Source organism: Pseudomonas sp. C6002 (assembly GCF_013385805.1).
Taxonomy (GTDB): domain Bacteria; phylum Pseudomonadota; class Gammaproteobacteria; order Pseudomonadales; family Pseudomonadaceae; genus Aquipseudomonas.
In genome coordinates, this window is sequence record NZ_JACAPH010000008.1 from 1 (window position 1) to 12223 (window position 12223).

Annotated in this window: 14 protein-coding genes; 8 read left to right on the forward strand and 6 right to left on the reverse strand. The window is 56.9% G+C overall.

Annotation, left to right across the window (positions count from 1 at the left end; genetic code table 11):
* Positions 1-186 precede the first annotated feature (186 nt).
* Both HX817_RS03220 and HX817_RS03225 read left to right on the forward strand, forming a co-directional pair.
* Entirely contained in the window at positions 187-900 is a 714-nt protein-coding gene (locus HX817_RS03220) for an HNH endonuclease (protein ID WP_177027675.1), read from the forward strand.
* Positions 901-971: 71 nt separating this feature from the next.
* Entirely contained in the window at positions 972-1613 is a 642-nt protein-coding gene (locus HX817_RS03225) for an HAD-IB family hydrolase (RefSeq protein ID WP_003211514.1), read from the forward strand.
* A 41-nt stretch (positions 1614-1654) separates the two neighbouring features.
* Here the strand turns inward: HX817_RS03225 and HX817_RS03230 are convergent, their stop codons facing one another.
* The 3 genes from HX817_RS03230 to HX817_RS03240 form a co-directional block, all read right to left on the reverse strand.
* Positions 1655-2059: a type II toxin-antitoxin system VapC family toxin gene (locus tag HX817_RS03230; protein ID WP_177039783.1), complete on the reverse strand. Its 405-nt coding sequence runs from the start codon at positions 2057-2059 to the stop codon at positions 1655-1657.
* Entirely contained in the window at positions 2052-2291 is a 240-nt protein-coding gene (gene vapB, locus HX817_RS03235; protein WP_008432930.1) for a type II toxin-antitoxin system VapB family antitoxin, read from the reverse strand. Before vapB ends, HX817_RS03230 begins: the two co-directional genes overlap by 8 nt.
* Before the next feature lie 284 nt (positions 2292-2575).
* Positions 2576-3535, reverse strand: coding sequence for a LysR family transcriptional regulator (locus tag HX817_RS03240; protein WP_102369727.1), 960 nt, complete (start codon positions 3533-3535; stop codon positions 2576-2578).
* A gap of 262 nt (positions 3536-3797) precedes the next feature.
* On the opposite strand from HX817_RS03240, the gene argH reads away from it, so the two are divergent.
* The 6 genes from argH (at position 3798) to HX817_RS03270 (ending at position 10254) form a co-directional block, all read left to right on the forward strand.
* Positions 3798-5225 carry an argininosuccinate lyase gene (argH, locus tag HX817_RS03245; protein ID WP_177039784.1) on the forward strand — a complete coding sequence of 476 codons (1428 nt, stop codon included), beginning with the start codon at positions 3798-3800 and terminating at the stop codon, positions 5223-5225.
* A 182-nt stretch (positions 5226-5407) separates the two neighbouring features.
* Positions 5408-6286 (forward strand): amino acid ABC transporter permease, encoded by an 879-nt coding sequence (locus tag HX817_RS03250; protein ID WP_003211504.1) that lies wholly within the window; start codon positions 5408-5410, stop codon positions 6284-6286.
* 24 nt (positions 6287-6310) lie between these two features.
* Positions 6311-7075: an amino acid ABC transporter ATP-binding protein gene (locus HX817_RS03255; RefSeq protein WP_003211502.1), complete on the forward strand. Its 765-nt coding sequence runs from the start codon at positions 6311-6313 to the stop codon at positions 7073-7075.
* A 25-nt stretch (positions 7076-7100) separates the two neighbouring features.
* Positions 7101-7922 (forward strand): ABC transporter substrate-binding protein, encoded by an 822-nt coding sequence (locus HX817_RS03260; RefSeq protein ID WP_177039785.1) that lies wholly within the window; start codon positions 7101-7103, stop codon positions 7920-7922.
* 147 nt (positions 7923-8069) lie between these two features.
* Positions 8070-9239 (forward strand): MFS transporter, encoded by a 1170-nt coding sequence (locus tag HX817_RS03265; RefSeq protein ID WP_003211499.1) that lies wholly within the window; start codon positions 8070-8072, stop codon positions 9237-9239.
* A 64-nt stretch (positions 9240-9303) separates the two neighbouring features.
* Positions 9304-10254 carry a hypothetical protein gene (locus HX817_RS03270; protein ID WP_177039786.1) on the forward strand — a complete coding sequence of 317 codons (951 nt, stop codon included), beginning with the start codon at positions 9304-9306 and terminating at the stop codon, positions 10252-10254.
* Between the two features lie 12 nt (positions 10255-10266).
* Here HX817_RS03270 and HX817_RS03275 read toward each other — a convergent pair whose 3' ends face one another.
* From HX817_RS03275 to HX817_RS03285, 3 genes are all read right to left on the reverse strand, one after another.
* On the reverse strand, positions 10267-10923 hold the full coding sequence (locus HX817_RS03275) for a hypothetical protein (RefSeq protein ID WP_102369730.1): 657 nt from the start codon (positions 10921-10923) through the stop codon (positions 10267-10269).
* 43 nt (positions 10924-10966) lie between these two features.
* Entirely contained in the window at positions 10967-11329 is a 363-nt protein-coding gene (locus HX817_RS03280) for a hypothetical protein (RefSeq protein ID WP_003211495.1), read from the reverse strand.
* Positions 11330-11407: 78 nt separating this feature from the next.
* Positions 11408-12214 carry a sulfite exporter TauE/SafE family protein gene (locus HX817_RS03285; RefSeq protein ID WP_177039787.1) on the reverse strand — a complete coding sequence of 269 codons (807 nt, stop codon included), beginning with the start codon at positions 12212-12214 and terminating at the stop codon, positions 11408-11410.
* Positions 12215-12223: the final 9 nt, after the last annotated feature.

Sequence of the window (12223 nt, forward strand, 5' to 3'; positions counted from 1 at the left end):
TGATCGAGTATCAGACTGGTGGTGCGCTTAGCTGGGATTGATTCCTTAGCCAACTGAATAGCCCTGACTTGTTCAGGGCTTTTTTGTATTTGCAGAGTGCCAAATCCTACAGTCTCGTAGGAAATTTCGTAGACGTGCTAGTGGCCACTCAGTATCGTCCGAGGACTTTCTACCCTCGGCGACTGTATGGATATTACAAAAGACAGCATCGACTGGAGCGACGAGGAATTAGCCGCGGCAGTCGAGACCTACTTGAAGATGTTGGCGTTGGAGAAGAACGGCCAACCCTTTAATAAAGCCCATGAAAACCGATTGCTACGTCAGGGACCAATCGCAGGTCGTACAGAAGGCTCCATCGAGTTTCGCATGCAGAATATCTCTGCGGTTCTGGTCCAAATGGGCCTGGATCGGATCAAGGGGTACAAACCTGCAAATAACGTGGGCTCGGGAGTAGAACAACAGATTCGCAAAGCCCTCACTGCCCTTCGTATATTTGAATCAGATGAAACAGCGCAAACTGCAGATGAACAAACCCTCGTCCGCCGAGCATCCAAGCTACTGCAGCAGCCCATCGAGAAGGTGCCGGACGGAATTGCGAAGCCACAGAAAGTGTCCATTGTCGGTACGGCTTTTGTTCGCGATCCCAAAGTACGCGCTTGGGTATTGAATGAGGCCAATGGCATTTGCGAAGGCTGCGGTTCAAACGCTCCCTTCGAAGTGGATGGCTTGCCATTTCTTGAAGTACATCACGTCAAGCACCTCGCCCAGAAGGGTTCGGATCGCATCACCAATGCTGTAGCCTTGTGCCCGAATTGCCATCAGCGTTGTCACCGATCAAGTGACCGCGGTGACTTCACCAAAGGGCTTTACTCGAAAATCGAAAGATTGAAAGAAGAGTAAACTTCTGTGGTCACAACTGATGTATTACCAAAATTACGAGATAGGACCGAGACCCGCCCGTGAACCCAGACATGCTCGAATCCGGCCCCTTGGATGCCAAAGTACTCTCCGTCTTTGACTTCGACGGCACCCTGACCCACCACGACAGCTTCGTGCCGTTCCTGAAGTTCGCCTTTGGTAAAGGCGAGTTCGTGCGCAGGATGGTGAAGCTGGCGGTGCCTGGCGCGCAGTTTCTGTTGCGCGTCATCAGCCGTGATGAGCTCAAGGCGCAGTTGATCCGCACCTTTATGACCGGCGTGGATAAGGCGTGGGTTCAGCAGAAAGCGGAAGCGTATTGCCAGGCCTATTGGAACAAGTTGATGCGGCCAACCGGGCTGCAATCGGTGGCCGATGAGGTGAAGTCCGGGGCGGTGGTGACGCTGTGTTCGGCGTCGCCGGCGTTGGTGTTGCAGCCGTTTGCGGATCGGCTTGGGATCCGGTTGATCGGCACTGAGCTTGAGGTGGTTGACGGGGTATTGACGGGCAAGCTCACAGGGAATAATTGCCGGTGTGAGAATAAGGTGCTTCGGCTTGAGGCGGTTTATGGGGATCTGGGGGAGTATCGGCTCAGGGCCTGGGGTGATACGCGCGGGGATCGGGAGTTGTTGGCGGCGGCGCAGGATGCGCATTTTCGGCATTTTCATGCGAAGAAGAAACGAATCAAGCAACGCTGAATCGCCTGGACGACCTATCTGTGTGCGCTGGATTGACTGCCTTAGGCGGCGATCCAGTTTTCCACGATCAAGCCATTCACTCGCTTGAACTCACCTTCGTTGTTAGTCACCAAGACCAATCCTGAGCTTCTGGCGTGGCCCGCGATGTGCAGGTCATTTACGCCGATTGGAGTGCCCTTCTTTTCGAGATCGAAGCGGATCGAGCCGTAGTGAAAAGCGGCCTTGTCATCGTAGTGAATGACGTCAAGCCGGGAGACGAAGTCCTCCACCGCCCGAGTATTTCTCTCAACAAACTGGCTTTTTTCGGCCCCGTGCATCAATTCCGCAAGGGTGATCGAAGAGATCACCATACGACCTACATTCGCATTGAATTTTTCCAGTATTTCCATAGGCCGACGCTTGATGATGTAGATCACGATGTTCGTATCAAGCATGTACTTAATCATCAAAGGACTCTCGCTCTTGCTGGGTTTGGTCGGCGCGCTCCTCCATAAAATCATCAGATACCGATTCGCTTGCAAGGAAAAAGCTGTCCCAAGTGTTTTCAACCGGCGAAATAATCAGTTCGCGCCCCACGGCACGCACCTCTACAGTTTTCACCCCAGCGGGAAAACGCATGTCAGCAGGGATGCGGATATTTTGTGTACGGTTATTGGTGAAGATCGTTCCAGTAGACATAAGGAACACCTCTCAAGGCATGGGAAGACAGGTAAGAATGATAGTTTGCAGATGCTCTATTGCATAGCTCTATAGCAGCTACCCGACAAGCGTAGCCGAACAGGTAGCTGTTGGTGGCGGCGCAGGAGGCGCATTTTCATGCGAAGAAGAAGTTGGGCAAGTTGCGGCGGTGATGCGGGTGGATAGGGTCTGCGAGTAGACCGAGTTGATCCCATCGCAGCCTCGCTGGGGCTCGACAGCTCCCACAGGGGATCTCTGTAGGTTCTAAGGGTGGTGTGAATTCGTTAGATTGGCGCTTTGAGATCCACGCCGAGTGCCGTTGCGAAGGCTTTGACCAGCGGGCTTCGTGGGGCGTTGTGGCGCAGGATAAGGTTGAACGGTGTGCTCAGGTGGATCTGCTCCGGGCATAACACGCGCAGGCGCCCTTCTCTCACCAGCGGCGCGGCGTAGTGTTCGGGGAGGAAGCCCAGGAAGCGGCCGGTGAGGATGAGGATGGCCACGGCTTCTACCTGTGAGGCCGAGGCGGACTGGCTGTCGTAGCTGACGAAGTTGGCCTTGTCGCTGTGGATCGCGTAACGATGGTTGACCACTTCATGCTGGCGCAACACATCTGCGTTGATATCACTCGCTTCAAACAGCGGATGCCCGACGGCGCAGTACGCGTGGGACTTTTCTTCGTATAGCGGGAAATAATCGAATTCTTCCCGCCGCTGGTACACCGGGACGATGCCGACAATCAGCCGCCCTTCCACCACGCCCCGTTCAACTTCGTCCAGTTGCGAGGCATGTAGGCGTAATCTTATTTTTGGCGACTCTGTATGTAATCTTCCCAGCGCATTAATCAGCGGTGAATTAACGTCGGAGACGGTGTTATCAATAACGCCCACACTAAGGTCGCCGATCAGTTCATTCTGCGCCGAACTAAGCTTGTCTCTGAAACTGTCTACCGAGGCAAATAATTCAATGGACGCTTGATAGACTAATTTGCCTTCTTCGGTCAGGCCAAACCCTTCCCGCCCTCGCGTACACAGGCGCATGCCGATGCGAATTTCCAGGTCGGAAATCTGCTTGCTGATCGCCGCCAGGCCCACATTCAGCTCGTTCTGCGCCGCGCTGAAGCCGCCCGCTTCGACCACAGCCTTGAACACCCGCAGCAATTTGAAATCCAGGCCGCTGAGTTGCAGGGGCGGTCTTGTGCCGGGTTTTGGCGGTATGTTTCCAGAATTGGAAAGTGGGGTTTCCATAATACGTGTTGACCTCAAGTGCCATATTCAACAGGCTTTGACCTACTCCATGAACATCGCCGGGCGGCAATAATGAACATACTTAACCGCCCTTGGCAACCTTGAATATAGCGGGTTGAACAGCTTTTACCGGCTGATTTAATGCCCATAAAAACCTGACACTTCGATCAGGACTTTTCGTTTTGCTACTGCCCTCCGAATCCATAAGGCCAAGCCACGTCCATCGGGCTTGTCACTTCTAAAAACAAGCGTGAGGAACACCATGTCTCAGCCCACCGATCGCCTCTGGGGTGCTCGTTTCAAGTCCGGCCCGTCTGCTGCTTTGGCGGCGCTGTCCCGTTGCCCCGAGCGCTATTTTCGCCTGACGCCCTACGACCTGGCCGGCTCCCGGGCCCATGCCCGTGAGTTGCAGCGCGCCGGGTTGCTGGATGAGTCGGAAACCTTGCGCACCCTGGAAGCGCTGGACCGGATTGGTGAGGACTTTGCCGCTGGCCGACTGCACCCGACGCTGGATGACGAGGATGTGCACACCTTCATCGAGCGGGTGTTGACCGAGCGTTTGGGCGCCCTGGGCGGCAAGCTGCGCGCCGGGCGTTCGCGCAATGACCAGACGGCCAACGATTTGCGCCTGTTCCTGCGAGACCACGCGCGCACCATCACCACCGAGGTGTTGGGCTTGCAGCAGGCGCTGGTGGACCAGGCCGAGCAGCATATCGAGAGCATCTGCCCGGGCTTCACCCATTTGCAGCAGGCGCAGCCGATTGTGTTCGCCCATCACTTGTTGGCTCATGCGCAATCGATGCTGCGGGATGTGCAGCGCCTGGTGGACTGGGATGCGCGTACGGCGTTGTCGCCGTTGGGTGCCGCGGCGATGGCGGGCTCGGCAATTGCTCGCCAGCCGGAGCATTCGGCCAAGGAGATGGGTTACACCGGGCCGTGCGAAAACTCTATCGACGCTGTAGCCAGTCGCGACCACGTGGCGGAGTTTCTGTTTGTGGCAGGCATGCTCGGGGTGAATATTTCGCGGCTGTCGGAGGAGTTTTGCCTGTGGTCGTCGCGGCAGTTTCGCTGGGTGCAGTTGGACGATGCCTACGCCACCGGTAGCTCGATCATGCCGCAGAAGAAGAACCCGGACATTGCCGAATTGGCGCGGGGTAAAGCGGGGCGGTTGATTGGCAACCTGACCGGGCTGATGTCCACGCTCAAGTCGTTGCCGCTGTCGTACAACCGCGATTTGAGTGAAGACAAGCACAGTGTGTTGGACAGCGTGGATACGTTGCTGCTGGTGCTGCCGGCGATGGCCGGGATGGTCGCGACGATGAAGGTGCAGGTGGAAGAGCTGCGGCGTCAGGCGCCGATGGGTTTCACATTGGCAACTGAGGTGGCGGATTGGCTGGCCACTCGTGGTGTGCCGTTCAAGGAGGCCCATGAGATTACCGGTGCCTTGGTGCAGGCCTGTGAGAAGCATGAAATTGAATTGTGGGAAGCCTCGCCGGCGTTGTTGGCAGAGGTGGATACGCGGCTGACGCCGCAAGTGCGTGAGTGCCTGACCCTGGAAGCGGCGATTGCGGCGCGCAGTGGTTGGGGTGGGACGGCACCGGAGCGGGTAAGGGAGCAGATTGGGCGGTTGAAGACTGCGTTGGCTGTGCAGCAAGAGTGGGCACAGAGTTACACCGGTTTTCGGATTTGAGACAGCTTCACTTGTAGGAGCGAGCTTGCTCGCGAAAAACTCAAGAACGCCGCTGGGTGTCAGGTTTCCAGCGTTATCGTTCACGACCATCGCGAGCAAGCTCGCTCTACAGGGTTAAAGATCGTTCCCACGCTCTGCGTGGGAACGATCATCAGTGTATTCAGTTGTTTTGGAGAGTCACCATGAAACAAACCCCGGCAGAGCGCTTGCAAGCCGAGCGCCAGCAGACCGAGAACCAGTTCGATATCACCCAGTACGAGCACGTGCCGCGTCGCTATTACGGGCGGATGTTTTTTGCCACGTTGATCGTGATCGCACTGGCTGCCTTGCTGCGTGCATTCGCCAACGGCCAGATCGAATGGTCCTACATCGGTCAGTTCCTCACGTCCGAGGCGATCATCTGGGGCCTGGTGAACACCATCATCATGTCGATCCTGGCCATGGCGCTGGGGGTGGTGATCGGGGTGATCACGGCGATCATGCGCATGTCGGCCAACCCGATCCTGCGTTACGTGGCCATCACCTACACCTGGCTGTTCCGGGGTACGCCGCTGATTCTGCAACTGCTGTTGTGGTTCAACCTGGCGCTGATTTTCCCGGTGATCGCGATTCCCGGCCTGTTCAGCATCGACACCGTGGACCTGATGACGCCGTTCGTGGCCGCCCTCCTCGGCCTGAGCATCAACCAGGGTGCCTACACCGCTGAAGTGGTGCGCGCCGGCCTGTTGTCGGTGGACACCGGTCAGTACGAAGCCGCCAAGTCGATCGGCATGCCGAGCCTTCAGGCGCTGCGTAGGGTGATTCTGCCCCAGGCGATGCGGGTGATTATTCCGCCTGTGGGCAACGAGTTCATCAGCATGGTGAAAATGACCAGCCTGGCGAGTGTGATCCAGTACTCGGAGCTGCTGCACAACGCGCAAAACATCTACTACGCCAACGCCCGGGTCATGGAGCTGCTGATTGTTGCCGGCATCTGGTACCTGGCGGTGGTGACTGTTCTTTCATTCGGTCAGAGCCGCCTCGAGCGTCGTTTTGCCCGCGGCGCCGGCAAGCGCTCGTAAGCCCTGACTGAGGAGATTTGCCCCATGAGAAGCATCGTCAAGGCCGTGAACCTGAACAAGTATTACGACCAGTATCACGCGTTGCAGGACATCAACCTGGAAGTCGAACAAGGCGAAGTGCTGTGCATCATCGGCCCGTCCGGTTCCGGCAAAAGTACCCTGCTGCGCTGCGTCAATCAGCTGGAAAAAATCGACAAGGGCGGCCTGTGGGTCGATGGCGAACTGGTGGGCTACCGGGTCGTCGGCAACAAGCTGCATGAGTTGAATGAATCACAGATTGCTCGTCAGCGCCTGGCCACCGGCATGGTGTTTCAGCGCTTCAATCTGTTCCCGCACATGACCGTGTTGCAGAACATCATCGAAGGCCCGTGCCAGGTGCTCAAGCGCTCGCCCAAGGAAGCCACCGAGGACGCGTTGGAGTTGCTGGCCCGCGTCGGCCTGGCGGACAAGCGCAATGCCTACCCGGTGGAGTTGTCCGGCGGCCAGCAACAACGTGTGGCAATTGCCCGTGCGCTGGCGATGCGCCCCAAGCTGATGTTGTTTGACGAACCCACGTCAGCCCTCGACCCGGAGCTGGTAGGAGAAGTGCTGTCGGTGATGCGCGATTTGGCCACCACCGGCATGACCATGATTGTGGTCACCCATGAGTTGGGCTTCGCCCGCGAAGTGTCCAACCGCATGGTGTTTATGGATGCCGGCCAGATTGTGGAAGCCGGCAGCCCGGAAGAAATTCTAATAAGCCCACAAAACCCGCGTACCCAAAGCTTTATTTCTGCCGTTCGCACTTAACTAAAAAACTAACGAGAACGCCCCCATGAAAAATCTGTTTCTTCCAAGTTTGCTCGTAGGCCTGATGGCCTCCACTTCGGTTTTGGCGGCATTGCCGGCAGCGATCAAGGACAAGGGTGAGATCAGCGCGGCCATCGTGCCGAACTACCCGCCGATGGATTTCAAGGACACCGCCACCAACAAGCTCACCGGCCTGGACTTTGACCTGGGCAACGCCCTGGCCGAGCGTTTGGGGGTGAAGATCAAGTGGCAGGAAACCGGCTTCGAACAAATGCTCAGCGGCCTGACCACCAAGCGCGTGGACATTGTGCTGTCGGGCATGACCGACACTGCCGAGCGTCAGAAGGCGGTGACCTTTATCGACTACTTCACCAGCGGCCCGCAGCTGTACACCCTGGCCAAGCGTGAAGACCTCAAGGAATTGACTGACCTGTGCGGTAAAAAAGTCGGCACCAGCCGACGTACCACCTGGCCGTCGGAAATTGCCGCGTGGAGCAAGGAAAACTGCGAAAAGGCCGGTAAGTCAGCCATCGTGGTGATTGGTACCGAGGGCTCGGCGGATGCGCGGGCTCAGTTGCAGCAGAACCGTCTGGATGCGGCGATGCAGGGCAGTGAAACCATTCCTTACCTAATGTCGCTGGACAAGGGTAAGTACAAGCCAGTGGGCTTGGCGATTTCCAAGCAGTTCACCGGGCTTGGGATTGAGAAGAGCAATACCGAGTTGGTCACGGCCATCAGTGAGGCGTTGCAGGGCATGATTGATGATGGGACGTATGGCAAGATTCTGAAGAAGTGGGATCTGGAGCAGGGTGCGGTGGAAAAAATCAGCATCAATGCCGGCCAGTAACTCGATCTAAACGTGGGAGCGGGCTTGCTCGCGAATGCGGTGGATCAGCCAGTACAGTTGGCACTGACACACCGCATTCGCGAGCAAGCCCGCTCCCACACTGGATCTTCATCGTCTTGAAAAAAGAATAAGGACATCCGCCCCACCGTGGCCACGTACTCCCTGGTAATCCGCCGCCTGATGATCTGCTCGGTGACCATCGTCGTCAGCCGCGCCATGACCAGCCCATTGCTCGCCCTGTTGCTGAGCACCCGCCTGGGCCTCAACCAGCAAGACATCGGCTTGCTGATGGGCATCGCCGTGTTCATCGCCACCCTGCTGGGCCTCTACGGTGGCTACATCATCGACCGCCTGGAAAAGCGCAAGCTGCTGATCCTGGCGATGCTTTCCAGCTCCATCGGTTTTCTGTTGCTGACCTTTGCCAGCAACCTGTACCTGACCACCCTGACCCTGGTGATCACCGAAGCCGCTTCGGCGCTGTTCCTGATCGGCTCCAAGGCGATCATCAGCGAGAACCTGCCGGTGGGCCAGCGGGCCAAGGTGTTTTCCCTGCGCTACACCCTGACCAATGTCGGCTACGCCACCGGCCCGATGCTCGGCGTGGTGATTGCCGGGCAGATGCCCCTGGCACCGTTCCTGATCGCCAGCGCGATTGCCTTTGGCAGCCTGTTCCTGATGATCGGCATCCCACCGACCCAGCGCGACGACAGCAACAAACCCTTAAGTTTTCTCAGCACCCTGAGGACGCTGCGCAGCGATCGCACCTTGATCCTGTTCACCAGCGGCAGCCTGTTGAGCACCATTGTCCACGGGCGCTACACCCTCTATCTGTCGCAATTTCTGCTGGTGGCCTACAAGCCGGAGAACGCGCTGAAAATTCTCTCTGCGGTGCTGGCGTGCAACGCCATCACGGTGATCCTGATGCAGTACCAGATCGGCCGCTTCCTCAAGCGTGAACAACTGCGCTACTGGATCGTGCTCGGCACCTCACTGTTTATTGCCGGGTTGATCGGCTTCAGCATGGCGGACGGCCTGGTGTCGTGGTGTGTCGCGATGTTTGTGTTCACCCTCGGGGAGATGATCATCTACCCGTCCGAGTTCCTGTTTATCGACACCATCGCCCCGGACGCCCTGCGCGGCAGTTATTACGGCGCACAAAACCTGGCGGCATTTGGCGGCGCCTTGAGCCCGGTAATCTGCGGCTACCTGCTGATCAATGCATCCCCCGCCTCGATGTTCTATGTACTCAGCGGGCTGACGGCAGTGGGTGGCACCTTGTGTTTCCTGAGTGGCCGGCGTGTGGTGGTCCGTGCGTAATTTCTACTGATATTTGCTCGATATCCCGCTATTAATAGCGAAATCTCTCACGGACCCGAGCCCCATGAAATTCGACACGGCCTACAGCCTGAGTCTCGACGACAAGCTGTCGATCTATGACGTGCGCGACCTGAATTTCGACGAAACCGCCGCCTTCGATTCCGACAAGGACAGTTTCCTGTGCCCCAACGACGAATGCCGGGCGGCGTTTGCGGCGGGCAATGTGCTGGGGACGTTCAATGCGAAAAACGTCAATTACCTGCGTACGCCCCACTTCAAGAACATCCCCAGCACCCGGCATATCGAGGGTTGCCGTTACGCCAGTCGCCCTGCCGGAAAAGGCGAATCTGAGGATGGGCCGGAGGAAAACTTCCCGTCGGAATTTGTCCTGACGCGGCGCCAGTACGAACGCAAAACGCCGGTCATCGGTGCTGAGGGTGGCACCGCACAAGAGCCGCCGAAAACGCCGGCAACCCGCAACGCCTTGTCTCACAGCTCAAGCGACACCACCCCGGACAAGACCAGCGTCTTTGCCCACCCGGTGGAATGCTACGTGTCCAATATCGGCGACAAGGACAAGCTCAAAAGCATGCCCTTGAAGATCGGCGAGCACACCGCGACCTACTGGACGTTTTTCAAGAAGATCGAATACCTGCAAGACAATAAAGGCCTGATCTACTGGGGCAAGATCAAGGAGATCAAGGACTACACCAGCAGCTTTCGCATCGACTTCGAAAAGAAAGCCTGGCTCGACAAGAAGCCCTATTCCATCAACGTTTACCTGAGCAAAAAACTGATCGAGGACTACCGCAAGCGCAAGGCGTTCCTGGAGCAGATCAAGGCCGCGGTGGACAGTGATCGGCCGTTGTATTGCTTCTTCTACGGGGTGACGCCGGAGCTGAAACAGGTGCCAAGCAAGAAAAACCCCGAGCAGACGTTCGGGGTATTCAGTGCCAATATCGAGAACCTGGATCACCTGATTATTCGCGAGGCGCCGGGGTTGGGAGAACGGTAATGCGATTCCAGGTCAGGCCCTTCGGCTGAATAAACGGTACTTTTCACGTGCAAGTGCGGCGCCCGCAGGGTCCAAGCCGCCTACCGTGACCAACCAGTGAATCAGCATTTCCTCATCCGGTAAATGAAGCCCCTTCACATCTTTCAAGCTTCGAGGCGTATGGTTGATTCGAGCGTCGTAATGCAGAGCGCTCCAAGGCATTGCAACAAGATCCACGCCTTCTGCGTCCATCTCAAAACTCCGCAATATTTCGTTGATTTGAGTCTGCGCACTCCGATCACCCCGCTGCTGTAGAGAGTACGACTCGACCAAACTGACAAATTGCTGCTCAGGCACAGACGGATCAACCAAATCCAAAACATCAGACTTCAAGGCGAGATCCAAAACACCACTCATCCACCGATTAATAAAGGTGCGCACGAAGCCATCGGCGTCGGCTTTTTTCATATCAAAAAACAGCATGCAATAGCGGGTTTTCAGATGTATCGCCAACAGCACATGTTTACGTTGCACCGTCGCGGCATGGACCAGCCACTGATGAGGGTCGGCGTACAGGTCATCGCCCTGGCGCTCTTGTGTCGGCAGTTTTTGAACCGGGGTAATTTTTTTGCCTTTGTGAACCCGGCTAAAAAAATTACCAGCCGCCTGCGTACAATTAAAACTAAGCATCAAGATATTTCCTGAACATTCTGACTGAAGTCTAAGACAAGACTCAGTCGCCTTGTACGTGTGCAGCAACCCACTCGATTTCGTAACGCTGCCTGACCGCGTAGCCGATAGCGCTCAATGTCTCTTCGCTTAATACCGACAACTCTGAATCACTCAACAAATCATGCCTGATCATTTGCGCAAGGCTCTCGCGGGCTTTCGAACGACTGTAGAGATCAAACATTCGGACGACATCGTTATCGCGATCCCTGGTGAGGCTATACAGCGTCCTGTACCGAGCCTCGGCAGAAAGCGTTTCGCGCTCGCTGATGGTCTTTGCATCAGCCAGTACGCCTAGGTAAAAGCGTTCAAGCGCCAATGCCCTGAGGACTTTGAACTTCTGCCAATCGCTTTCGGAAATGGACATGACATTCCCCCGGTCACTTTCTTTTGAATAGAGAAGTAACCCTAGCCTGCGGCTAAAAGAACGCAAAATCCACTTGCGTCAGACCAGCATGCTCACCATCACCACGCCCAACAACCCGATATACACCCGCGCATGCAGTGCATCCGGGATGCGACCGATCCACGGCGTGGCCAGGCGAATGCCCAGCAGCGAGCCCAGGGTGAGGATGGCGAACGCCAGCAAATCGACATAGCCGACAAACCACGCGCCCAATTGCACCTTGGCGAATCCCGCCATGAGCATGTAGGTAAATGTACCGGCCAGCGCCACCGGCACGCTCAGCGGATTAGCCATGGACGTGGACTGGGACATGCTCAAGCCACAACGGCGCAACAGCGGCACGGTCATCACGCTGCCGCCCACCCCCAGGAAGGTCGCGATCAGGCCAATGGCGATGCCGCCGCCCGTCACTTCCATGCCGCTCAGGCGTCGTGGCTGGAGTGTGTCGTCCTGGCTGAGAAAGCCCCTGCGCAACAGACAATCGACGATGGTGATGGCCAGGTAGGCGATAAAGGCGTACCGCATGAAATCGCCGCTGGCGAACATTGCAGCCCCTGCCCCCAGCACGGCGCCAACCCCGATGTACCCGCCCAACGGCCACAGGTAGTGGCGAATCAGATTACCTTTGCGACGGTGTTTTCCAGTGGCGATCAGCGCGTTGACGATCATCACGCAGGTCGAGGTGGCGACCGCGATATGCATCGCTGATCCACTCACGCCCGCGTCGTGGCTGAGCTTGAGCATGCCGTACAGCAACGGCACCACCACGAACCCGCCACCGAAGCCGAACAGCACAGCGGTTACGCCGGTCATGCAGCCGAACAGTGCCAGTAATAGATAGAACATCGAGAATCG